A 24221-nucleotide genomic window follows, 5' to 3' on the forward strand; every position below is an offset into this window, starting at 1 on the left:
AGAGTCTAAAGATATTCCGCTCTCTCATTTAATATGAATCATGCTAGATTATAATTATAAATTAATGCGTTATCTATTTTTAAAATCCATGACCTTGGTTGTGTTTGTCAATATTTCATTTTCATTTATCGTCAACTATTCTACTTTTGGATAATAACTCCATTGTAAGGAATACCTTTAAGAAAGCATTCTCGCTTTAAAGAGTCGTTATAGTTTTTTTTGTTTTATAGAAGGATCAATAATGCTAAACGTTATACTTTGATAAAAAAAAAGAAAGTAAATTATGACTATTATACTGAAACCGAGCGAGGTGACGCTTAGTGAGCTTGCAGCTATTTATTTTAATGGTGAAGTAAGTAAACTTCATAATGACACGCATTTAGCTATCGAGAAAGGGGCTCAGCGCATTGCTGAAATTGCTGCTGGAAGTGAGCCTGTGTACGGTATTAATACTGGTTTTGGGAAGTTGGCTTCCATTAAAATTGATGCGGACGATGTCGCTGTTTTACAGAGAAACCTTATTTTGTCCCATTGTTGTGGGGTAGGAGAGCCTTTAGCTGAAAATATTGTGCGTTTGATAATGAGCTTAAAGCTTATCTCTTTAGGAAGAGGGGCTTCAGGAGTTCGTCTAGAATTGGTAAATTTGCTGGAAAATATGCTTGCAAAAGGCGTCATTCCTGTCATCCCTGAAAAAGGGTCTGTTGGCGCTTCCGGTGATCTCGCCCCACTTGCTCACATGGCGGCTGTTATGATGGGAGAGGGAGAAGCATTTTTTAAAAATATTCGTATGAGTGGAGCAGCTGCGTTAGAAAAAGCGGGATTGTCCCCTATTATTTTAAAGGCAAAGGAAGGTCTCGCTCTTATTAATGGGACTCAAACCTCAACAGCCCTTGCACTTGCCGGTCTTTTTCGAGGTTATCGGGCATTGTGTGGTGGATTGCTGGCAGGAGCTTTGACAACAGATGCCCTCATGGGGTCAACGGCGCCATTTCATCCTGATATCCATATTTTACGAGGACATTATGGGCAGATTGCCGTATCGAAAACATTAGAAAAACTTGTAGAGAATTCAGAAATTCGTGCAGCACATCTACGGGGTGATGAGCGTGTACAAGATCCTTACTGTATACGTTGCCAGCCACAGGTGATGGGGGCATGTTTTGATATTTTGCTGGCAGCAGCAAAAACACTGATTATTGAAGCAAATGCTGTTACAGATAATCCTTTGATTTTAAGGAATGGTGAAGTTGTATCAGGTGGGAATTTCCATGCAGAACCTGTAGCATTTGCTGCTGATCAGATCGCTCTTGCTTTATGTGAAATAGGATCTATTTCTCAGCGGCGTATTGCTCTTATGGTTGATCCAGCAGTTTCTTATGGACTTCCAGCTTTTTTAGCGCATAATCCAGGTCTTCATTCAGGTTTTATGATCGCTGAAGTAACAGCAGCAGCTTTAATGTCTGAAAATAAGCAAATGGCCTATCCTGCTTCCGTTGATTCAACACCTACTTCAGCTAATCAAGAAGATCATGTTTCAATGGCTTGCCATGGAGCGCGTCGGTTATTGGTCATGAGTGAAAACCTTTTTACACTTATTGGCATTGAAACGCTTGTTGCGGCACAAGGAATTGAATATCGTGCACCTTTAAAAACAAGTACTTTTTTGCAATCTGTTATGGAATGTTTACGAAAAAATGTTGCTTCTCTTAAGGAAGATCGCTATCTGGCTCCAGATCTTCATCAAGGACATATACTTGTGCGTGAAGGGCACTTATTATCTGTTTTACCAGAAACAATTTTTCCTTCATTAAGTTTTCAATAGTATTTGTTTTAAGGTCAATGCTGAAGGGAGGATATTGAATTTTGAAACTTCCTCATATGAAAATATAGAGGAGCAATACTATATTTGAATTATTTAATAAATTATATATTTATTACTGTATATATCTGATTTTTGTAGTTAACTAGATATTTTGTTATTTTATAGAAACTATAAAATTAAAGCACCTATATTTTCTGATTTATATCAGAAATTTTAATATAAGTTAAATAATATATACGAATTATATATTCGTGATATTGTATTTTTATAAATATAAATTATGATATATGTATTGTATCAAGTAAAAATAAAATTTTTATTTTATATTCTTCTTATTTTTAATACTTTATGAATTTTATAGTTCATTTTTGATATTTAAAATAAAAAAGGAGAAAAGAATGTTTAAAAGTGCTAAATTATGTGTTTCAATAACAGTTCTTTTTTTCTCTCAAATTCTTGAGATTCATGCAAATTTTAGGAGAGCTAGCTTTCCAGAGGAAGTTTTCATTATGATAGTGGCTCAAGAGAAAGAGCCTCTTATTTCAGCGAAAAACAAAGATTTTATTGCTATCTCAGGGCAAATTCCCAGAGGTAATGAGAACGCTATCATCGGACCAACAATCAAAGATGCTCTTTTTATCGTATATTTTTTTTTCATTGGAAAGCTTGTCGTTAAGGCAGCTGGAGTCCTTAAAAGATGGGTTGTAGATAAATTTTCTCATGCTTTTGAAGAATTGCGAGATTCGTATTATCATTGATTGAGCTATTCAATTGGCATAAAAAGTTTGTTTTATGGGCTTAAAGAAAGTTTGCTTAAAGTAACAAAAAATTAATTTTATGCGTAGTTAATGTGTTTGTTATGAATTTTTAGGCTTCTATTTCAGTGCACCGAAATAGAAGCCTAAAAGTTTAGCTTACATTAAGGTTAATTTTCTCTGTAAAAAACTATAGAATACGAAATGAATTAAATGACAATTGTGAAAAAATTCATTATCACTTTATTTGAATAAAATAATACGAAATTGTAGGCTATAAAAGCTGAATAATTCGCAATAAAAGTATTTTTTCATTGTTTAGAGCAAAGTGTTGGACTGGCTGGTCTTCGATGTTTTTTGAAATATATTTGTGAAAGAAACATGAGGCTTTATTTATCATAGGGCTGTTATCGTGGTGTGGATTGTCAGCATTTCAAAAAGTAAGGAAAGAAATGGCAATAAATGAACTGAAACGGGGTATGAGTAAGCGCCAAGTTATTTTTTTAGCTCTTGGTTCTGCTATTGGAACAGGTCTTTTTTATGGGTCTGCACAGGCAATTAAGCTTGCGGGTCCCAGTGTTTTGATTGCCTATTGTATTGCTGGTTTAGCTATTTTTATGGTTATGCGGGCTCTAGGAGAGATGATACTTCATAATCCATTGCCTGGTTCTTTTGCTCGTTATGCGGCAAATTACATATCACCATTAGCAGGTTTTTTAACGGGATGGACATATGTATTTGAGATGATTCTTGTTGGTTTGGCTGATATTACAGCTTTTGCGACTTATATGGGGTTTTGGTATCCTGATGTTGCTCCTTGGGTATGGGCACTGAGTATTACATTAATCATCACAGGTATTAATTTAGCGGCTGTAGAAGTCTATGGTGAACTAGAGTTTTGGCTATCTTCTATTAAAGTTATCGCTATCATTGCGATGATTATTTTAGGAATAGCAATTATTTTTTGGGGGTGGGGTGAAGGTGCAGATTTTTCTACTGTTACTGTTCATAATTTATGGAAAAATGGTGGACTTTTTCCCAATGGTTGGTTTGGTTTTTTAGCTTGCTTTAGTGTTGTTGTTTTTGCTTTTGGTGGCATAGAAATCATTGGCATGGCAGTTATGGAAGTTCAAAACCCTCATCAAACGATTTCAAAGGCAATTAATTCTACTCCAGTTCGTATTTTGCTTTTTTATGTCATGACGTTAGCTATTTTAATGTCTCTTTATCCTTGGAATGAGATTGGTCTTATGGATAGCCCTTTTGTATCCATTTTTGAAAATCTTGGGATTTCGTATGCAGCAAATATTTTAAATATTGTTGTTGTTACAGCGGCTATTTCAGCAATGAATAGTGGAATGTATGGTGCTTGTCGTATGATCCATGGTTTATCGCAGGAAGGTTATGCTTTAAAAAAGTTTCAATATTTATCAAAAAATGGTATACCAGTTTTTGTTATTTTGATGATCTTCGGTATCTTTCTTCTTGGTGCTGTCCTTAATTATTTTTATCATGAAAAGCTTTTTTTTCTTATTGCCGCAATGGCAACATTTGCGACAGTTTTTGTTTGGATGATGATTCTACTGTCACAATTTTTTATGCGAATTAAGATGCCTAAAGAAGCTCAGAATGGTTTAAAATTTCCCATTCCATTTTGGCCAATAGGATCGATTTTTTCTATTTTATTTATGGTTTTTATTTTTATTCTCCTATGGTATTTTGATGAGACACGACCAGTTTTAATTATAGGTGTTATTTGGATTGCTTGGCTTGTTATTTGTTTCTATGCACTTAAACTTTATAATTTTAAGCAAAAGAAGCTGAATAAAATGTGAATAGAGAAAAAACTCAAAACAAATAGCTGATGTCATCAGGAGAACAGGTGTTTGATTGTTTTCTCTAAAGATTAGAACAATCTAGATTGAAAAAATCTGCTCGTTATTATTTTGCTTTGGAAGTTTTTGTGAGCCATTGCTTACGGTAACGACCAAATCATATAAATATTAGACGTTTTTTGATGGTGAGCTGTGCCATCAATATAAGTCTTTCAGGTTAAAATGCCTAACAGCGCAAATAGATTTTACCAGATACAAGATTATAGGCAGATATCTTTTTCTAAACGTATTAATGAAGTTCTGTTTTACAAGAGAAGTTATTGTAAGAATTGTTTTTTAAGCTCTTTAAAAAATTGGTTGCTTAAATTTTGTTGTTTAGAAAATTACTATTGCTTTTAGAAGCGAAGATAAAGTTCTTTATGTATTTTTTCTCAAAGAGGATTGGCGTTGGTAGAAAATAGTGGATAACAAAGTTACATGAGGCATTGTATCATTGTTTTTATAAAAACTTTAATAAACAGCAGCAAGGTATCACAATAAAATCTCATAGAAGAGTAAATTAAAAAGAACAATGAACGTGTGAAAGTTTTACGATTCTTATTGTTATTGCTCTCACAAGAGGAAGGATTAAACTTATTTTTTATAATATCGATACGAGAGTAGTTTTTATTACAAGTGGAGGCGGACAAAATGCATTCTGCAACTGTATTTCGGTGCAAAATTATTCAATATTATCATAAAAGGCGCTCAAGAACACTACGACCAGAAAAAACAATCATCGGAAAGTGGCTTTTTACACGAGAAGTCTTCCAATAGCTCTGAAACACACACAACAACGATTCCGTTTATCCTTGAGGTAACAGGCAAATTTGATATGGATGTACAATGAGATGCTACGATTATTGCTTCTCATATGATTTCTGGTCAAGATATCAATGTAATGGGGGAAAGTATGACGATTGTTGGCATGACAGACCATCATAGCAGCCATTCACAGACGCATGAAACAGGTTTTTGATGGGTATAGATATGACTTTGTAAGCCGATGGATTGGCGGTAATGGCTATACCTACGAGACAATACCTGCTGGTAGTAACTTTTTGATAGAATGGTAGAGAGTGGCTACAAATCCCATAAATTCCCATACCTGTCTTGGAGATGTGGATTATAAATGCCAAAAGTTTTATGGCACATTTCATTTAGAACAAAAGCCTTGAATTAAATCATGGAGTAAAAAATGAAACAAACTTTAAAATTATTAAGTGCGATAATTCTATTGGGTATAGCTGGGTGCCAGTTTAATAAACCTCCTCCAGGAGAGGTGGCTACGTGGGAGAAAAATGGTGTTACTGATTTTACTGAGGTAGGAAAAGCTTTGTTAGAATGTGGTATGCCAAGCCTTATTGATGCCGATCCAGAAAACAGAAAACTCAGCTACAATGCATGGGCAACTATTGATGCCTGTATGGTTCAATCGGGATTTCGTGATAAAGTGGGGGGAGGGACTTGGTGCGAGAATCATAAAGCCGAAGATCTCCCGATTTGTCGTTCAGGCGCTGTCATCCCGAGGCGCAGTGTCAAGAAGCGCTTGAACAGCCCTTTTTGTAAAAAATATAAAAATGCACCTGAATGCAAACCTTAAGTCTTGCTGTTTGTGACGATCACAATCCCTACCTTCATGTTTCTCATACCCGTACGCGGGGGGGCTTAATTCAGCATGTCAATGCTATTTATTTATGGGTACCACAACTGTTGGCGCAATAATATAAAATATCTATTTTGGTTGTAATCAAAATATTGATAATAATTATAAGCATATCGTTGATAGATAGATGATTTTAGTAATAATTTTACCGTATTTTTGATATAATAATTATGGCATAATCTTCGGAAAGATAAAATAATATAGGTTGATAATGTTCATCATTGTTTTGGAAATAAAAAACAGTATGTAAAATAATTTATAGATTGTTTCGTAATATCAAAATTACTCAAGGATAGGAAAATGAAGCAGATTTTAAAATTATTAAGCGGGATAACCTTATTTGTTATGGCTGGATGCTACCCTGAGCAGCCTTCTCGAACAGCTGTAGATGCATGGGAAAAATCCGGTGCTGATCAGCTTGAGATCAAAAAAGCTCTGTTAGAATGTGGAATACAGCATCTTGATGGTCGTCTTGATACAGAAACAAGTACTGATGAGAAATTCAATGCTGAGGAGTCTGTGAATGCATGTATGATCCAAGCAGGTTTCCAAGATAAATTGGGAAGAATGAAGTGGTGTGAGAAATATAAAAATCTTCCAATTTGTCAGCCTGATGCAGTTATTCCTCAGCGAAGTGTAGAGAGGCGTTTGAATAGTCCTCATTGTGAAGAGCATAAAGAACAACCTGAATGTCAACCTTAAGTATTGAGGCTGCTGTAATCAAAAATCCTTCCATTCTTGTTTTTGCATGGGGGGTGGGATTGTTTCTTCAATATCTATATGCTAACAGAAGTCATCTTGCGTGTGAGAAAATATTAGAAGACTTATCAGTCTTTCTATCGTAAATATTGACGGAGGGGGAAATGAAAAAAACATTGAAATTATTGATTGCTATAATTTTATTAAGCTCTGCTGGGTGTATTAGCAAACCTCCCCCATCGACGTTAGAATTATGGGAAAAGTCTGGTGTCAGTAAGTCTATGGTCCAACAAGCACTGTCAAAATGTGGTTGGAAACCAATCTACGCTTCTTCTAAAAATATGGATTCGCGTGCAAGTGATTTTGCAGCAGTTTATGAGTGCATGACTAAAGCAGGTTATCGGTACAAATTACAAGATTCAAAGGGAATCTATTTTTTATCAACGCCGCGAAGTGATTCATTTTTAGTCAATTTAATGGTAGCAGGGTATCAGCAGGTTATGGACAATGATACTTTTGGTGTAACCAATTCGACAAAACAAGAGCGAGATTTGATGTTACGTTTTGAAAATGATAAAAAGCGCCAGAAAATAAACAAAGCTTTGCACAAGTGATCATCAACAGTAGAACGTTAATTTTTAAAGCAATAATTAAATAAACATATTAAACGGGAGAAGAGAGAAATATAGCTCTTTTGTCTCTAATGTAGTTATATTCATCAGCTACGAGATTGGCAATAGTGTTGTTGTCAGATGATGCTAGCGGAGGAGAGTGAGTTGTTGTTTAGAGAAATTTATTCAATATAAAGAATGGCAAATAATAGCTTTGCTAAAATATCTTCCTTAACGATAATAAACAGATAGCTTTCATAGAGCTAATTTTGATGAAATTTTATTTTGGTGTTTTTTAAGTTCAGAATGGTGAGTGTTTTACTGTGTTTTAGATTTTATCAAAAGATCTAAAATATTACATTTATTAATTCAAATCATTGATGATAGGGTATTAGGAGAAGTTTTTTATTTATTCAAATTTCTTTGTTAGATATCTAGCATTTTTAATATAGAAATTGTGTACATCAGCTTATACATTAGTGTGCAATTTCTTGTTTTTTTGTTGTAGTTGAAGAGATGATGCGGTTATAGATTTCGTATACTGTATCTTTTTGTGCTGTGTTTTATTAAAACGTTTTAATCGTTTAATCTTAGAAGTTATTCTCATTTTGTTGTATTTTTATTTTTCGGTGGTGAGATAAATTGAATATTATATCTCTTCAAAATTCGCATTTTTTCACGTTTTTTTAAGATTGGTTTTTGGGCCTTTTGTAATTGCAGTTTTCAGCGGTTTTTGAGATGCCTTCTTTAGAGGGATTGTCCTCCTAAATGGTATTTTTAAACTTTTTGTTCTTTCTTTACATAAAACACAAAACATATTATTGAATGCTGTAATTTATCATAAAAATAAAATAATTTTGTTCGTTTTATTCTTGTTGTGTTTAATTTGTGGTTTATTTTTTTGCCAGCATTTTTTGTTTTTGTTGAAAAAAGAAAGTTTTGAAAAACAATGATAGTCAAGGTATCTAACAATCACTTGTATTCGTGCGTTTTTACAGCAGCTATTTTTTCTTTTTTGTTAAATATAAATATTGAGGCACATTCTCATTCATATACATCACTGTCATGTGACAAAAACAAATTACCTTATGAATGCAGTGATGGTTCAAAGCATACAATTAGTGATAAAGTATATAAATTCACGGCGCCTGTTAAAAAAAAGAATGGGGAGGATCGTTCTCTCATGTTACCTGCTGCTATAGTAGTACAGGAGCCAAATACAGTTATTGAGGCAATGCGTGTAGAGGTTGAAGGGACTGCAAGTATAGAAGATATTTATGGTGTTTTTGTATCACAAGGGGGAAAAATTGTTTTGAGCGATTCAGCTTTTAAAAATGTATCAATAGGTCTTAAAGCTGATAGTGGAATGATTGAGGTTAATCGTGGAACAATTGAGGCTTCTCAGATTGCTGCTTATGCAGAGAAGCGAGGAGCATCTGTTACGTTAACGAATACAAAAATTAAAGTGGAAGGTTTGGGTATCGGTCAAGAGAGTGCTCTTTTCGTTAGTGCTGATGCGGGTATTCAGATGAAAAGTGGATTTATTGATGTGAATGATGCTGCTGCACTTTATGTGGGGAGAGGGGGGAGTGCGACTTTAGATGGTGTTACCATTGCTTCAAAATATCAAAAAACAGAAGACAAAGAAAATACAAATGAAAAAATTATACATACAGTTTTCAATGTAAAACATCAGGGTTCTGTTTATGTAAAAAATACGAATATTATTTCTACGGATGTTCATATTTTAACAGTTGGACAAGATTCTAACACGCCATCCAATAACGGCAGGGAAGGAAATATTTTAATTTCGCGGGTTAATATTGAAGATTCAACAATTAAAGCAATAGGTAACAAACAAGGTATGTATTTTGAGAGGGATGGGGAAAATGATGCGTATGAACAGGGGCTTGTCTTTTTGAAAAGGACGATTTTTGAGGTTCCAGATGGGACAGCTGTTCATAGCCATAACAGTCGTATTTATATTGGAGTAACAGAAGGTACAAAAATTTTTGGTGACTTATTATTAACAGCTGAAAAAGGGGGAAGTGTAGCGATTTTGGCTAATTCTTCTTCATTGATAGGAGGGACTCGTGTTGCCGGTGATTCTATTGCTGAGCTTTATTTAACAAGGGGATCAAAATGGTTTTTGACAAAAAGAAGAGAGATCGATTTGCAAGTTGCAAACCGTACAAGTTCGTCTATTTCATTTGTGAAAGTTTCTGATAGTTTTATTGCTTTTGAGACTCCAATGTTTCAGGAGTATCAGACACTTCATATTGGGAAGGGAGAAAAAGAAGTTTATAGTGCGCAAGATAGGGCAGATATTTATCTCAATACGTATCTCAGTAGTGATGGTTTGCTCGATAATACAAAAACTGATCGGCTTTTAATACATGGTGATGTTTCTGGAAAAACAACAGTTTATGTGCAATTTGTTGCAGGAAATCAGGGTGAGATAGCAACCGGTGAAAATGCTCATAGTATTTCACTTATTCAGGTTTCTGGAAAAGCGGCAGAGGATTCTTTTCAGTTAAATCGTGCTTATATCGCATTAGAGGGTTTGCCTTACCAATATTATCTTCATGCGTATGGTCCAGCTTCTGCTCTTGGAAATGCACAAACTTCTCAAAGATTGGTTGAAGGAGATGGAGATTTTTGGGATTTTCGCCTTGAAAGTAAATATATTCAGCCTGTTTTAGAGGTGTCTGCTATTCCCCCTTCTGAGTTAAAGATCAGGGAGGTTGTTCCACAGGTTCCCACTTACCTTCTGGTACCAAATGCTTTGTTTCATGTTGGGCTCATGGATATTAGTCATCAACAAAAGCAGTTGCAAGTTAGGCGGTCTATTCCTCGTAAATTATTAAAAGTTGAAGGGAACTTTGCTTTATCTGTCCACGGTTATGGTGGGAGTTATCGTTATGTCTCAGATTTTTCTACACTTAAATATGGGTACGATGGTCATGTTGATTATAACGCTATAAAAACAGATATTTTGCTCAAAACAATAGAGGGTGCATATAGTACGACATCTTTTGGGATTATGGGAACCTATGGAAAGCTTTCCTTACAACCTCATAACGTGGAACAAAGTCAAAAGAGTACATTTAATAAATGGTCATTTACGGCATATGCTAGTGTGAAACATTACACTGATTTTTACGTAGACGGTCTTTTATCTTATGGTTTGTTTAAAGGGGATGTGCGTAGCCGTGTTTGGGGTAAGACGGCGACATTCAAAGCAAATCCTTTGAACGTGTCGTTTTCTGCTGGTAAAGTGTCTATGACAGGATATAAAGATCTTATTTTTGATCCACAACTTCAGCTTATTTATCAACATCTTCAATTTGATAAGTTTCGTGATATTGATGGATTTGATGTTGAGATGAAAAAAATAGATCAATGGTTTGTGCGTGTTGGTGGGCGTTTAAGTAAAACATTTACAGCCTCTGATAAGGATTGGATCACTTCTTTTTATGGCAATATTCATTTTGCTCATTGTTTTGATAAAGAACAATTTGTTCATTTTAAAGATGTTTTCCAGTTGGGTTCTTTCGGTTCTTCCTTAGAAACAGGTTTGGGTATCAATGCGCAGTTTTCTTCTAAAGTTACACTTCACAGTGATCTTAGCTATCAGCATAGGTTAACCAAGGCTGGTTTTTCTGGAGTTCATTTTTCTGGTGGTTTGCGCTATCATTTTTAATAAATCTTTTTAAAAATAATAAATGTGATTTTTAAAGTTTTGTTTTATTGTCGTGATTTAAACCATTGATGATGCAGAATTTTAATTGCTTCTTTTAATAATGGTATCATGTGTTTTAATAGGTATGGAAGGATCACGTTGATTTATTTTTTATCTGATTGATAGGGGAGCTTAAATGCTTCAAAAAAAATGATAATGAGACTGTAAATCTATTTGTGTTATTTTGGCTATAAATATTGGGGATGTGTTTGTCATCAGCTTTTTAAAATAGTAGCCTTATTATCCGATCATGCTGTAAAGTACTGGCGTTTGAGGTCGCTGATATCAATCATGAAAGGTAGGGAGATATTGACTGTTGATTAAAAGCTTTTGCTGTTAAGCAAAGGAGGAGATATGTACAATATACAGCTCGATCGTTTCGTGGATGATGCGTATTTTTATGCTTTAAAATTTTGCAAAAAGCGTTTTTGAAGCTGTTCGTATCGATCGCATTATTGTCGATGGATAATGAGAAAAGTGGTAAAGCTTGAACACTTTTAACATCAAATTCAATATCTTCAGTTCTTAATAAAGATAAATCCTTTAAAAAAATTGTTCTAATGGCTGTATTGAATATATGAACAAGATCATGTCTTCTTTGTTAAATAGATATGAAATATAAGTTTTAAATCAAAGTGGGGGAGGTAAGATCTTTTTTTCTTCTTTTAAGACGTGGGGAGAAGAGGTTGATCGTATCAAAAAAGTCGTTTAGAAGTTTTTATTATTGTTTCAAATATAGAAACATTGAAGAGCTTTTATTAAAATGGGGTGTAAAAGTAGATTATATCTTCCTCAATTCCTGTTTTTTGAAATATGTACCTTTAATGGAAGATGTTTGCAAAGTTTTAGGCAATCGCATTCGCATTGTGAGTTCGTTTGTATCGATAAGATTTATATTAAAGTTCAGGGGCAGTAAAAATATCTTTATCGGACTATTGATAAACATGGTGTTTCCATATGATGCTTAAGGTGTCATCGAGCCATTTGTGGTAATTGCGTGCTTCTTCGTTTGAGTTATGAACAGAGAAAATAAAACCAGGATATCCACCAAATGCTGGTGGAGGTGGTGAAATGTGATTGGTTTCAAAGAAAATGATAGTTCTGGCGGTTTGAGGATGCTGTGCAACCTTATCTAGACCTGAAAATCCAGAAAACCGTCCATACCCATGAAGAGGAATAATATAATTTGCCGCCACTTTTTTAGCTGGGAGTATATCGGGAAGGTCTAAGTTTTTTTCAGCTAAAGCGGCATTCATACATAGTTTTGCAAATGAAATTCCTGTGCCTTGCTCAACAATAAAATGGGAAACACCTGATCCACCTATACGAGCGCCTATCTCAATGATATAAGGTAAATTATTAGCATCTAGGCGTAGCTCTACATGGGCAGCACCCATATTTATACCAAGAGCTTTAACTCCAGAGCATGCAGCCTCACATAAAGCAATAATTAAAGGATCATCTATATCACATCGTTGACGATAAATTGTTTCTTCAAACCATGGTCCCTCAGGCTGTCCCTTGTCTCCAACGGATAGAACGTGTACACCTGCTGTATCAACAAAGCATTCTACGACAAACTCTTTTCCTGGCAAATACTGTTCTACGACTAAGCCTACAGGTTTACTTTTATCATTAAAACGTGCCATGTCTTTATGCTGAACATTCCATACGGCTTTAATGAGATCAGGAAGTTCAGCGGAATTTTTAGCTAACATGACGCCTGCACTTGCCCATCCAGAGACGGGTTTAATAACGACTGGATAATCCAAGGCTTGTGTTTTTGATAGGTCTTCTGGATGATCTATATAAAAGAATCCTGGTGTTCTTAAGCCTGCTTTAGCGAAAGTTTGACGCATGAGATATTTATTTCTGGTTAATGCTGCTACTTCTGGTTCAATACTTGGAGTATTGATTTTTTTTGCAGCCAAAGCTGTCCATAGGATGGCTTCTTCGCGAAGGGTCATAACCCCAGCAATATTGCGTTCTTTTGCTCCTGTTGCAAAAGTGTCTAGAGCTGCCTCTGGGTTATCAAAAACAGGAAGTTGCCAAGTTGAAGTGACTGCTGCGGGGTGTTGAGAGGGAACGCTTTCAGCGGTATCATAGATCATTACTAATTCGATATTAGCTGCTTGTGCTGCTTCAAATATAAATGGTAATTTTGCATTGCGCTGGCAAACTAACGCGAGTTTTTTCATTTTGTTTCCTCATTAAATTTGGAGTTTTGAGAATGGCGTTTATGTTGCCATGTAGATACCTTTGATGCATCTATAAATAAGAGTGTCATCCCTATAACAACTACAATCATAGCAATTATTTTGATCATATTGAGAGAAGGGCTCGAGCCGATTATCCATTCACATACAACCACTGCAAAAGGGGATAATACGCCGATAGTGTTGGCGTATAATACGCCTCCTTCGGCTAAAACTTTTTGGTATAATACGTAAACTGGTGCCGAGCAAACAGTTCCTAAAATCAATATTTTAAATATATCTTCTAACTTAAGATATAAGAGTGGGGCAGGATCAAAAATAAATAATGGCATAAATGATGCTGCAGAAATTGTCGTGATCCAAGCCAGTGAGGTGAGCAAAGGTAAATTTTTAAGATAACGTTTAGACAATAAGCCATAAGCAGAGTAAGAAAGGGCTGCTGTTAAAGCAAGAGCTATTCCTATTAGGTTGTATCCACTTTCTCCACTGTTTATATTGAATGCTACAGCTGCTACACTGACAATTATCACTCCACTAAGCTTCAGCCATGAGAATTTAAGGATATTTGTCAATGCACCTAATATATAAGTAATTCCTGGAATAGTAGCGAGCACCATGGTTAAATCACTGGCTTTGAGTGATTTTAATGCACCAAAGCTGCATACAAAATATAACGAGAATCCTAACACTGAGAGAATTAAAAAAGAAGGTATCATGGAAAGTAATGGTATGGATCTGAAAACAGCTTTCTCACGAAATACTGCAATCAGCCATAAGGTGGCAGCGGTGGCAAACAACCTAAGTCCAACCGCATGCATGACGGGTATATTGCTAACCAAATTCTTAGATAATAACCAACTTATGGAAAACAATGCTAGAATAGTAAAAGTAAATAATAATAACCGTCCTTTTATGAAACTCAATGATTTAATCCTCTAATCACTCGCTGTGCATAATATGATGTTGAAAAATTAAATCGTGACTGTGAAGTTTGCGGCTTACCAAGATTATTTTGGATATAATCCTTAGCTCCTGCCAAATAAGCGTCATCATCTAATGCTTCAAGTGCTTCTATATCTGCTATCATCAATACTATTACTTTTTCAAGACGCTCCAAATCAAATTGAAGATAACTTTGATTTGTTTCAATCAATGCTTTGTTCCGCATCAATATTTCAAAAAGCAAGATCCCTGTACCAGCATCGAATGTCATATGCTGATCAGAATCTTGTGGATAACGGAATATGCGTTCTAATAGGACAAATTCAGTTATTTCTTTCCAAAATTTTGGATGATTTTGTAGCATAATACGCACTGTAATTAAATCAACTTTAGTTTCTTCTAGAAGACCTGTAAACCAATTTAATTTTATATACAGATTTTTATCCAATGGCCGCGGTCCGGTATGATGTGCATAGTCATGATAATAGCCCCACAAACAGCGAGCATCGTAAATGTCTTCTTTAGATAAGTTACGACTATGCAATTGACCGAACAGGAATTTACTATCTCGACCGAGTAAACGTTCAGCTTCCACAATTGTTTGCTTGTTGTAAATATCAAAGAATTTACTGAAAAAAAACAAAGCAAATGCTTGCTTATCAATTTTTTGAGCAGCCGCTACAGATTCTGGGAATAGAACTTGCCTTCTAAAAATCCCTTTGATGCTATTCCCATTTTTATACATTGAAATGGTGATAGATAATTCTTTGTATATTTCGAGGCGTCAGAAAGATAGGCTGTTTCATGACGATATCCTGTAACTAATTCCAGCTGGAATCCTTCTGGATCAGGTCCATTTGTTGCACGCATTGGAGCCAAGAAAAACAAGGGAGCATCTGGTAATGGGGCTTTGAAAGCAGCCAAAGTGTTATCAAATTGAGGAGGGGGCGTTAAACCGCTGAGCATCCACTGAAGAAGATCATCAGAAATGATCGCTAAAAGTTTTGGAGATAATCCATCAAGAATATTAGCATGGTGGTTCAGCAGAGTGATCAATTCATTGATCATATTACTATCTGCTGAAGTTGGTTCCTTAATGCTCCCATTTCGTTCTTGGCGCATACGGAATTTGTCAACTAAGTTAACAATGGAAAGAAGCACTTCAGATTTTTTCATGATTAGTTGACTTTAGTGAGTGGAGCAAAAAGGTCATTGGCATTTGTTCAAAATTTTCGATAATATTCAGCTTATAGCGATTTGCCGCAACCGATGTTGTGATACAAGCATCGGCTTTTTCAGCCTTACAAAGAACGGCTGCATCAGCATTGCTGTTGGCAAATACTTTGTCATATTGATGAGCTACCAGAGATTGCGGGGCAGGATGAGGCGCTATGGTTTTAATTTCATCAATGTTATTGCGTTTAGCTAAAACCATAGAGTGAGTAGGCATGATAAAGCTGTCAAATAATTGCATATCACCTAAACGGGTAAATATGAGTGTATGCAAATCAGGGGAAGCGGCACAACTTAAGAGATAAGCATCTTTTTTTTGAGCAAGTTCATTAAATGCTTCTTCAAGAGTTGCGTATAAGATAATACGGGATCTCGAGTCAGTGGACAAAATATTTTTATTGTGATTGTTAAGCCACTATTGTTCTGCTGCTGCACAGTTAGTATCTGCAGGGCCAAGTGTATAGATAAAAGCATTATTTTCAGATTGCATGATCTCTATTCTTTATAAAAATATGCCTAAATTTAAAATAGTGTAATATGTAGAGTATATCAAGCACAATGCGTTAAATAATTTAGTGCTTTATAAAATAATGTATATATGAAAGAAAATTTACAATTATAATTTTGTCTGTTCATTATTCTATCATGCCGTAAAACATCGTCGTTTAGGGGAGTAATTGAGCAGGAAAAATTCTATGCAGGGTATTTATTGGATATGTTAGAGAATTATTGGAATGGTTAAGCGAAGGTGAATGACACGTAAACCGCACTGCTCTATCATTTTTTGGATGAGCAGCGTTTTTGAATCTGTTCATATTGATAATACTATTATAGGTGAATAATAAGCAAATTGGTAAGGCGTGAACATCTTTGCCATAAAACTCAATATATTTAACTTCTTAATTAAGATAATACTTTTAGAAATTGTTTTACTATTATGATTGTATTAAATATATAAAAGGCAATCATCATTGTCTTGTTTGTAAAAGAAACATGAAATATAACTCTTAAATCAGATTGAGATTGGCAAGATTTTTTTCTTCTTTGGAATTGTTAAGAAGGTCAGATTAAACCTTATTGAAGCTACAGAACCTAAAGAAACAGTCGTTTTTTTGAAAAGATCAGAGGTAAACAAATATGCGTGAGATTTTGGATCATTTTGATATGCCATTGAATAAGAAGAGTTCTGTTCAAAAGATTCAAAATCTTTCATGCCAATCACACCCAAAACGGTTTTATAAGCAAGTGAAGATCGCTTGTGAGGAGGTCGGCTTTACGATTTTGTTGGATGAACGTCCCGTAAAAACGCCCGCAAGGCGTCATTTTCATGTGCCATCAGAAGTGTTTGCTGAATATGTTGCTCAGGAATTTGAGAACCAAAAGCACGTTGTTGATCCTGCAAAAATGCCGATGACGCGTTTGGTTAATACTGTTATTGATGGTATCGCTGATGATATGCAGGTGGTTTTTGAAGATTTATTGCGTTTCGTTGCATGTGATATGATCTTTTATCGTGCACAGACACCTAAAGAGTTGGTGCAAAAACAATCTGAGCAATGGGATCCTTTATTAGATTGGGCAGAAAAAAAACTGGGTGCAAGGTTTTATTTGACAGAAGGGCTGATGCATGTGGAACAATCACCAGAAGCACTTCAAGCTGTGAGTCATTATTTACGAAGCGTTGAGTCTGCTTATATGCTTGCTGCACTTCATATGATGACAACCTTAACGGGATCTGCTCTCATTGCTCTTGCCGTTGCTGCGGGAAACATTGATGCTGATCATGCTTGGTCTATTGCCCATTTAGATGAAGATTGGATGATGGAACAATGGGGAATAGATAAAGAAACAATAGCACGCCGTGCTCATAAAAAAGTTGAATTTAATGCTGCTGCTACAATTGTTACAACTTGTTTATAGGGGAAAATCTTTTATTTACGTGCATTCTTTTGGCTCAGAGTATTTTTGTGACTTTTTGAGGATTGGTTTTTACTTTATCAAGTCCAGGAAATAGTTCATTAGTTATGGTTAAGAGCGCTTCGTCATTGCCACGGATAAAATACCATTGGTTATCGTGAAGTAGGGCAATAATTTCAGTTTGAATAGAGCATTTTTTCCCAGCATTTGTTGTGGTTACAAGCTCCACGGGTATAACAAAATAAGGGGTACCATTATCAAGAGTACCTTCACGTTTTTGTTTTTGATCAATGTTGATCGTTTCAATCTTGTAACTTTCTGCCAACCGTTCTATTTGGCTTTTCATGATTTGTAGAAATTGTGATTGATTAAGATTTTTTTTGGCGGTTAAGCGGTTGATGACTTGGGGAGGAATAGCATTTAAGATGGCATTTGCATCGGCATTTTTAAGTGCTTTACTATAAGCAGATGTTGCTTTCTCAAGAGTTGTAAGTTTTTGGTTGGTTATTGTATGTGCTTTAGTTGTTGATGTGATAAAGACAATGCATAAAAGAACGGGAACGAGAAAACAAATTCGCGGCATTAGAAACCTTTGTTAATTCATTTGAAGAGATTCAATACATTATAAAGGAAAAGCGGACGAGCAAAAAGCCTCTTGCGCTTTTGCATGAGAAGAATATCCACAAAAATGGAGGCTTTTGCCTCCACTTTAAAAATCAAAAGAATGCGTATTGATTGTTTAAACAGAATAGTACATATCAAATTCAACAGGATGGGGTGTTGTTTCGTAACGCAAGACTTCTTGCATCTTTACTTGAATGAAGGAATTAATCTGATCATCATCAAAAACGTCGCCAGCTTTAAGAAAGCCACGATCTTTGTCAAGTGCTTCAAGCGCTTCACGCAGGCTTCCTGAAACAGTAGGGATTTCTTTAAGTTCCTTTAAGGGAAGATCATAAAGATCTTTATCCATAGCATGTCCGGGATGAATTTTGTTTTTAATACCGTCAAGACCAGCCATTAAAAGGGCTGCAAATGCCAAATAGGGATTTGCTGTTGGGTCTGGAAAACGAACTTCTACGCGTTTTGAATTTGGTGAGGAGCTCATAGGAATACGGCAAGATGCAGAACGATTACGTGCTGAATAGGCAAGAAGAACAGGAGCTTCATAACCAGGAACCAAACGTTTATAGGAGTTTGTGGATGGGTTTGTAAAAGCATTTATTGCTTTTGCGTGCTTAATAACACCACCGATAAAAAACAGACAGGTTTCTGATAGTCCAGCATATTCATTTCCTGCAAAAATGGGTTTGCCATCTTTCCAAATGGAAATGTGGACATGCATTCCAGAGCCGTTATCACCAAAAACTGGTTTTGGCATGAAGGTTGCTGTTTTCCCATAACTATTTGCTATTTGATGTACAACATATTTAAAAATTTGCATCTTGTCAGCCTCGCGAACAAGTGTATCAAAACGAATACCCAATTCATGTTGGCCTGCTGCTACTTCGTGATGGTGTTTTTCGACCTGTACGCCCATATCCTTGAGTGCTGTGAGCATTTCAGAACGCATATCTTGGCAGGAATCAATCGGCGGAACAGGAAGGTAGCCTCCCTTTATTCGTGGGCGATGCCCTAGATTTCCTGTTTCATATTCCGTATCATCATTAGAGGGAAGTTCACTTGAATCGAGTTTAAACCCTGTGTTGTAAGGGTCCGTTTTATAGCGCACATCATCAAAGATAAAAAACTCTGCTTCTGGACCCACATTGATTGTATCTCCAATGTTTAAAGATTTCATATACACCTCAGCCCTTTTGGCGATAGAACGAGGATCTCTACGATAAAACTCACCAGAGACAGGATCAAGTACATCACAAAATATGACCAAAGTAGATTGAGCAAAAAAAGGATCAATATGTGCTGTTGCTGGATCTGGCATTAAAACCATGTCAGATTCATTAATTGTTTTCCAACCAGCAATTGAAGAACCATCAAACATGACACCATCACTAAAAGTATCCTCGCTGATCTCTGCGATATCCATTGTAATGTGATGCAATTTTCCTCGTGGATCAGTAAAACGTAAATCAACAAAACGGATTTCGTTGTCTGTAATCTGTTTGATAATATCTGATGCGGTTGTCATATTCAATTTCCTTAATATGGCGTTGAGGTGGATAAAAAAGTGAATTTTCTCGTTATTTATTAAAGGGCATCGATACCGGTTTCGTCCGTGCCTATACGAATTGCATCATCAATGGAAAAGACAAATATCTTTCCATCCCCTATATGTTTGGTTTGAGCTGCTTTACGTATTGCATCAACAGTTTGTTCCAGTTTTTCATCGGACACAACAATTTCAATCTTTACTTTAGGTAGAAAGTCAACAACATATTTCGTACCACGATAAAGTTCTGTATGTTCCCTTTGACGACCAAAACCTTTCGCTTCTGTTACTGTAATACCATGTAACCCAATTTTTTGAAGCGCTTCTTTCACTTCATCAAGTTTGAAAGGTTTTATAATGGCTTCAATTTTTTTCATGCTGAAATTATCTCCAACGTTATTTTGTCTTTTTAGACTGCATCACATTATATTGACAACTGTAAGATGTCCAACAGATACTTTGTGCACAAAAAGTCGAAAATAATGACACTCTATGCTCTGTTAGGAGAGTTTCTTTTGTAGAATACAGCCAAATACTGTTTTTTGAGAAAAAAACTTACAATTCTTATACAAGAATTCAAATAATATAATAAAAGAGTTTTGTTTCTTTTTTATTAGATAATATCTTGACTTATAAGGATAATTAGACGCTCTCCACATTGAATGAGAAACTCTAATAGCGTAAGATTTTCTCATTTTAGATCCTTTTATCGTCAACCAATCAAAACGATACCTTTATATATCATAAATAGTTATGAGTGTGTGGATAACAACATTTGAAAAAAGAAATAAAATGCTTTTTATGAAAGCTTTCGATAATTAAAGGCTTTACAATATTAGGGAGTAGGGAAGACAAATATTGGAAAAGAGTGTGATGATGCCGATTCATAAATGTAAAGATGGTGGTGTACAATAATGAGTTTATCATTATAGCATTCATAGGAGCCGTCGTGAAATGGGCTTGAGAGCATTGAGAAATGTTTCTTTAAAACAGATGTGGGAATTGGCAACGCAAATATATTCCGTTTGGGGCGTTTTGTTCCTTCGTGAGGAATGTGATCTTCATTAAGGAACACGATAAATAAAAGTGTGAAGCAATGGCAATCTTCATTATAAGATATTGCTGTGGATGCCTTGGAAAATCATAAAGATAAATTAAAAGGAAATGGAAATATAGAAATTTATTTATACCCTTAAAACTTCATATTCTTCCCAGTTTAGGTTGTCTGGTCGTTTCAGGTATAAACAAAACAGAGAATAAATACGCAATTATGTGCGCGTTCCTATTTGGCAATACGACAACTGAAACAGCTTATAAAGCGCTAAATTGTTTTTAGTCTTTGCTTCAAACGTGTTGCACCACTGGAATTAGGTGTTGGTTTACAGGTAATAATAAAAGTACAGGCTTTGTTAGTATGCTGTATTTTACAATAGAAAGCGTTTCTAAGAATTGGAATTATAGAGAGATGGGCGCAGTAAAACATCTTTTAGAAATTTTCCCGTATAGGAAGCGGGAACCTTAATGATGTCTTCAGGGCGTCCAATTGCAACAATTTTACCACCGCGATCTCCACCTTCTGGTCCTAAATCAATAATCCAGTCGGCTGTCTTTATAACATCAAGGTTATGTTCAATGACTATAACTGTGTTGCCTTGCTCGACTAGTTCGTGAAGCACTTCAAGAAGTTTGGAAATATCATGAAAATGTAAACCTGTTGTCGGTTCATCCAAAATATAGAGTGTACGTCCCGTTGTTTTACGAGAAAGTTCTTTCGCAAGTTTTACACGTTGTGCTTCCCCACCAGAAAGTGTGGTTGCTTGCTGTCCTACTTTTATGTAACCCAATCCTACTTTAATGAGAGTTTCCATTTTATTATGAATAGCGGGAATAGCTTGGAAAAATTCCTCTGCCTTTTCAATTGTCATATCCAAAATATCGGCTATAGACTGTCCTTTGAATTTTATTTCTAGTGTTTCTCGGTTATAGCGTTTTCCTTTACAGACATCGCAAGTAACATAGACATCAGGTAAAAAGTGCATTTCAATTTTGATGACTCCATCACCTTGACATGCTTCGCACCGTCCTCCTTTAACATTAAATGAAAAACGCCCAGCTTTGTAACCGCGGGCTTTTGATTCTGGAAGATCGGCAAACCACTCACGAATCGGTGTAAAAGCACCTGTATAGGTTGCGGGATTAGAGCGTGGGGTGCGTCCAATAGGAGACTGGTTGATATCGATGACTTTATCAAGAAATTCTAATCCTTCAATTTTGTCATAGCTGGCAGGGCTGTGATGAGAGCCCATGATATGATGTGATGCTGCTTTGAAAAGCGTTTCAATAAGAAATGTTGATTTTCCTCCTCCAGAAACACCAGTTATGCATGTGAAGGTTCCAAGAGGAATATTCGCATTGATATTTTTGAGGTTATTGCCTTTGGCGCCGATGATTTTAAGTGTTTTCGTTTTTGATATTTTGCGTCGCTCTGTAGGCATTTTAACAGCCATTTTTCCTGAAAGGTATTGGCCTGTGAGAGAGGCTGAATTTTCTATAATTTCCTGCGGTGTTCCTTGCGCTATGATTTCTCCACCATGAACGCCTGCGGCAGGCCCCATATCGACAACATAGTCTGCTGTGAGAATAGCATCTTCATCATGTTCAACAACAATAACTGTATTGCCAAGATTACGCAAGTGGCGCAGCATTTCCAACAGGCGTTCATTATCGCGTTGGTGTAAACCGATAGATGGTTCATCTAAAATATAAAGAACGCCTGTAAGACCAGAACCAATTTGGGATGCCAACCGAATGCGTTGGCTTTCTCCCCCTGAAAGCGTTCCTGAATTTCGAGACAAGGTAAGATATTCCAATCCTACATGATTTAAAAAAGCCAAGCGTTCACGAATTTCTTTTAAAATACGTACGGCGATATTACGTTGTTTTTTTGTGAGATATTGATGAACATTGGCAAACCAATCATCTGCCTTTAGAATAGAAAGATCTGATATTTGCCCAATATGCATTCCGTTTATTTTTACAGCAAGTGCCTCTGGTTTTAAACGATAACCGTGACAAGCCGAACAGGGCGAAGAAGACATATAACGTTCGATTTCTTCTCGAGACCAAGCAGAATCGGTTTCTTTCCAGCGTCTCTCCATATTAGGGATGATTCCTTCAAAAGGTTGGGCCGTTTTATGCGAACCAGAATTATTTTTATAGATAAAAGAAATTTCATCTCTTTTTGTACCGTAAAGAATAGCCTGTTGTGCTTCATTAGAGAGTTCACACCATTGATCTGTGAGTTTGAAACCGTAAGCTTTTCCTAATGCTTCTAAGGTTTGTTTATAGTAAAGTGAATCTGACTTAGCCCAAGGGGCAATGGCGCCATTCTTGAGGGTAATATTTTTATTGGGCACAATTTTCAGTGGATCCATTGCTTTTTTTATGCCCAGTCCATCGCAGAGAGGACAGGCGCCAAAAGGATTATTGAACGAAAAAAGGCGTGGTTCAATTTCAGGAATAGAAAAACCCGATACAGGGCAGGAAAACTTTTCTGAAAAAATGAGCCGTTTATGTGTATCATTTTTTGATTTATGAGCAGATTCCTTTGTCGTTTCTTTTTGTGCTAAGGGTTGGTCTGCCATTTCAGCAATGGCAAGCCCATTTGCTAGCTGTAAACAGGTTTCTATACTATCAGCCAAGCGAGAGGTGATATCCTTTTGTACAACAATGCGGTCTACCACGACATCGATGTCGTGTTTATATTTTTTATCAAGAGGTGGAATATCAGCGATTTCATAGAATTTTCCATCAACTTTAGCGCGTTGAAATCCTCTTTTTAAAAGATCTGTTAGCTCTTTTTTATATTCTCCCTTTCGTCCTCGCACCAAAGGGGCCATAATAAAAATTCGCGTTCCTTCTGGTAAGGACATAATTTGATCCACCATTTGGCTTACTGTCTGGCTTTCAATAGGAAGTCCTGTCACAGGAGAATGAGGAATGCCAATACGGGCAAAGAGAAGGCGCATGTAGTCGTGGATTTCAGTAACGGTCCCTACCGTTGAACGAGGATTGCGACTGGTTGTTTTTTGTTCAATGGAGATAGCGGGAGAGAGACCGTCTATGCGGTCGACATCGGGTTTTTGCATGACTTCCAAAAATTGGCGTGCATAGGCTGAAAGGCTTTCGACATAGCGACGTTGTCCTTCAGCGTAAATTGTATCAAACGCTAAGGATGATTTCCCTGATCCAGAAAGTCCTGTTATAACAATGAGTTTATCACGAGGCAGATCGAGATCAATATTTTTAAGGTTATGCTCACGTGCACCGCGAATGGAGATATATTTTTGATGAGTCATACTTTATCCTTGGCATATGTGGCAAAAATTGAGCACCTAAAATGGAATAAAACTGTTTTTTTAGAATTACAATGTGTTTAACTGCTTTAATGCAAAAGGAAGGTATAAGTTTTGTGAAAAAAATACAAATGAGTAGCTTTTTATTCTCTCGTGGTGGAATAAACTATGCGTTTTTATCATCTTTTGTTATAATTACACTGAATACAATATTGGTAA

General features: G+C 36.0%; 18 protein-coding genes and 1 pseudogene. 10 read left to right on the forward strand and 9 right to left on the reverse strand.

What is annotated here, in order from left to right; translation table 11 throughout:
• Window positions 1-283 precede the first annotated feature (283 nt).
• The 9 genes and pseudogenes from hutH to ACFING_RS05440 all read left to right on the forward strand — a co-directional run bounded on the left by hutH (window position 284) and on the right by ACFING_RS05440 (window position 11130).
• Window positions 284-1822, forward strand: a complete 1539-nt coding sequence (gene hutH, locus ACFING_RS05400) for a histidine ammonia-lyase (protein ID WP_375630120.1) — start codon at window positions 284-286, stop codon at window positions 1820-1822.
• A 398-nt stretch (window positions 1823-2220) separates the two neighbouring features.
• Window positions 2221-2580 carry a hypothetical protein gene (locus ACFING_RS05405; RefSeq protein WP_375630121.1) on the forward strand — a complete coding sequence of 120 codons (360 nt, stop codon included), beginning with the start codon at window positions 2221-2223 and terminating at the stop codon, window positions 2578-2580.
• A 449-nt stretch (window positions 2581-3029) separates the two neighbouring features.
• Window positions 3030-4412, forward strand: a complete 1383-nt coding sequence (locus ACFING_RS05410; protein WP_375613124.1) for an amino acid permease — start codon at window positions 3030-3032, stop codon at window positions 4410-4412.
• A 727-nt stretch (window positions 4413-5139) separates the two neighbouring features.
• A pseudogene (locus ACFING_RS05415) lies at window positions 5140-5427 on the forward strand (hypothetical protein); the annotation flags it as partial.
• A gap of 222 nt (window positions 5428-5649) precedes the next feature.
• Window positions 5650-6054, forward strand: coding sequence for a hypothetical protein (locus ACFING_RS05420; RefSeq protein WP_375630122.1), 405 nt, complete (start codon window positions 5650-5652; stop codon window positions 6052-6054).
• A complete protein-coding gene (locus tag ACFING_RS05425; protein WP_375629036.1) occupies window positions 6042-6176 on the forward strand; it encodes a hypothetical protein in 135 nt (44 codons plus the stop codon). Before ACFING_RS05420 ends, ACFING_RS05425 begins: the two co-directional genes overlap by 13 nt.
• A 241-nt stretch (window positions 6177-6417) precedes the next feature.
• On the forward strand, window positions 6418-6819 hold the full coding sequence (locus tag ACFING_RS05430) for a hypothetical protein (protein ID WP_375613121.1): 402 nt from the start codon (window positions 6418-6420) through the stop codon (window positions 6817-6819).
• A gap of 161 nt (window positions 6820-6980) precedes the next feature.
• Window positions 6981-7430, forward strand: a complete 450-nt coding sequence (locus ACFING_RS05435) for a hypothetical protein (RefSeq protein ID WP_375630123.1) — start codon at window positions 6981-6983, stop codon at window positions 7428-7430.
• Window positions 7431-8376: 946 nt separating this feature from the next.
• Entirely contained in the window at window positions 8377-11130 is a 2754-nt protein-coding gene (locus ACFING_RS05440; protein WP_375630124.1) for an autotransporter outer membrane beta-barrel domain-containing protein, read from the forward strand.
• A 971-nt stretch (window positions 11131-12101) separates the two neighbouring features.
• Here ACFING_RS05440 and ACFING_RS05445 read toward each other — a convergent pair.
• Genes ACFING_RS05445 through ACFING_RS05465 form a run of 5 tightly spaced genes read right to left on the reverse strand, consistent with a single transcriptional unit; the run spans window position 12102 to window position 15948 of the window.
• Window positions 12102-13367 (reverse strand): acetyl-CoA carboxylase biotin carboxylase subunit family protein, encoded by a 1266-nt coding sequence (locus tag ACFING_RS05445; protein ID WP_375630125.1) that lies wholly within the window; start codon window positions 13365-13367, stop codon window positions 12102-12104.
• Entirely contained in the window at window positions 13364-14308 is a 945-nt protein-coding gene (locus tag ACFING_RS05450; RefSeq protein ID WP_375630126.1) for a DMT family transporter, read from the reverse strand. Before ACFING_RS05450 ends, ACFING_RS05445 begins: the two co-directional genes overlap by 4 nt.
• A complete protein-coding gene (locus ACFING_RS05455; protein WP_375630127.1) occupies window positions 14305-15072 on the reverse strand; it encodes a DUF6421 family protein in 768 nt (255 codons plus the stop codon). Before ACFING_RS05455 ends, ACFING_RS05450 begins: the two co-directional genes overlap by 4 nt.
• Window positions 15006-15503: a hypothetical protein gene (locus ACFING_RS05460; RefSeq protein ID WP_375621410.1), complete on the reverse strand. Its 498-nt coding sequence runs from the start codon at window positions 15501-15503 to the stop codon at window positions 15006-15008. The genes ACFING_RS05455 and ACFING_RS05460 overlap by 67 nt, the downstream gene beginning before the upstream one ends.
• Window positions 15490-15948 carry a prephenate dehydratase domain-containing protein gene (locus tag ACFING_RS05465; RefSeq protein WP_375621409.1) on the reverse strand — a complete coding sequence of 153 codons (459 nt, stop codon included), beginning with the start codon at window positions 15946-15948 and terminating at the stop codon, window positions 15490-15492. The genes ACFING_RS05460 and ACFING_RS05465 overlap by 14 nt, the downstream gene beginning before the upstream one ends.
• Before the next feature lie 749 nt (window positions 15949-16697).
• Between ACFING_RS05465 and ACFING_RS05470 the strand changes: the two genes are divergently transcribed.
• Window positions 16698-17480, forward strand: a complete 783-nt coding sequence (locus tag ACFING_RS05470) for an ATP12 family chaperone protein (RefSeq protein ID WP_375630128.1) — start codon at window positions 16698-16700, stop codon at window positions 17478-17480.
• A 34-nt stretch (window positions 17481-17514) separates the two neighbouring features.
• Here ACFING_RS05470 and ACFING_RS05475 read toward each other — a convergent pair whose 3' ends face one another.
• From ACFING_RS05475 to uvrA, 4 genes are all read right to left on the reverse strand, one after another.
• Window positions 17515-18060, reverse strand: coding sequence for a hypothetical protein (locus tag ACFING_RS05475; protein ID WP_375621407.1), 546 nt, complete (start codon window positions 18058-18060; stop codon window positions 17515-17517).
• 156 nt (window positions 18061-18216) lie between these two features.
• Entirely contained in the window at window positions 18217-19626 is a 1410-nt protein-coding gene (gene glnA, locus ACFING_RS05480; protein ID WP_375611514.1) for a type I glutamate--ammonia ligase, read from the reverse strand.
• 59 nt (window positions 19627-19685) lie between these two features.
• Complete coding sequence (locus tag ACFING_RS05485; RefSeq protein ID WP_015856528.1) at window positions 19686-20024, reverse strand: P-II family nitrogen regulator; 339 nt, start codon at window positions 20022-20024, stop codon at window positions 19686-19688.
• Window positions 20025-21089: 1065 nt separating this feature from the next.
• Window positions 21090-24005 carry an excinuclease ABC subunit UvrA gene (gene uvrA / locus ACFING_RS05490; protein WP_375630129.1) on the reverse strand — a complete coding sequence of 972 codons (2916 nt, stop codon included), beginning with the start codon at window positions 24003-24005 and terminating at the stop codon, window positions 21090-21092.
• Window positions 24006-24221 lie beyond the last annotated feature (216 nt).

This window comes from Bartonella sp. AP150HLJHH, from assembly GCF_042196385.1.
Classification (GTDB): Bacteria; Pseudomonadota; Alphaproteobacteria; order Rhizobiales; family Rhizobiaceae; genus Bartonella.

What these genes read in the sequence shown, in the direction of transcription:
- hutH (WP_375630120.1), top strand. Translation starts at nt 284, where the DNA reads ATGACTATTATACTGAAACCGAGCGAGGTGACGCTTAGTGAGCTTGCA.
- ACFING_RS05405 (WP_375630121.1), top strand. Translation starts at nt 2,221, where the DNA reads ATGTTTAAAAGTGCTAAATTATGTGTTTCAATAACAGTTCTTTTTTTC.
- ACFING_RS05410 (WP_375613124.1), top strand. Translation starts at nt 3,030, where the DNA reads ATGGCAATAAATGAACTGAAACGGGGTATGAGTAAGCGCCAAGTTATT.
- ACFING_RS05420 (WP_375630122.1), top strand. Translation starts at nt 5,650, where the DNA reads ATGAAACAAACTTTAAAATTATTAAGTGCGATAATTCTATTGGGTATA.
- ACFING_RS05425 (WP_375629036.1), top strand. Translation starts at nt 6,042, where the DNA reads ATGCAAACCTTAAGTCTTGCTGTTTGTGACGATCACAATCCCTACCTT.
- ACFING_RS05430 (WP_375613121.1), top strand. Translation starts at nt 6,418, where the DNA reads ATGAAGCAGATTTTAAAATTATTAAGCGGGATAACCTTATTTGTTATG.
- ACFING_RS05435 (WP_375630123.1), top strand. Translation starts at nt 6,981, where the DNA reads ATGAAAAAAACATTGAAATTATTGATTGCTATAATTTTATTAAGCTCT.
- ACFING_RS05440 (WP_375630124.1), top strand. Translation starts at nt 8,377, where the DNA reads ATGATAGTCAAGGTATCTAACAATCACTTGTATTCGTGCGTTTTTACA.
- ACFING_RS05445 (WP_375630125.1), bottom strand. Translation starts at nt 13,367, where the DNA reads ATGAAAAAACTCGCGTTAGTTTGCCAGCGCAATGCAAAATTACCATTT.
- ACFING_RS05455 (WP_375630127.1), bottom strand. Translation starts at nt 15,072, where the DNA reads ATGTATAAAAATGGGAATAGCATCAAAGGGATTTTTAGAAGGCAAGTT.
- ACFING_RS05460 (WP_375621410.1), bottom strand. Translation starts at nt 15,503, where the DNA reads ATGAAAAAATCTGAAGTGCTTCTTTCCATTGTTAACTTAGTTGACAAA.
- ACFING_RS05470 (WP_375630128.1), top strand. Translation starts at nt 16,698, where the DNA reads ATGCGTGAGATTTTGGATCATTTTGATATGCCATTGAATAAGAAGAGT.
- ACFING_RS05475 (WP_375621407.1), bottom strand. Translation starts at nt 18,060, where the DNA reads ATGCCGCGAATTTGTTTTCTCGTTCCCGTTCTTTTATGCATTGTCTTT.
- glnA (WP_375611514.1), bottom strand. Translation starts at nt 19,626, where the DNA reads ATGACAACCGCATCAGATATTATCAAACAGATTACAGACAACGAAATC.
- ACFING_RS05485 (WP_015856528.1), bottom strand. Translation starts at nt 20,024, where the DNA reads ATGAAAAAAATTGAAGCCATTATAAAACCTTTCAAACTTGATGAAGTG.
- uvrA (WP_375630129.1), bottom strand. Translation starts at nt 24,005, where the DNA reads ATGACTCATCAAAAATATATCTCCATTCGCGGTGCACGTGAGCATAAC.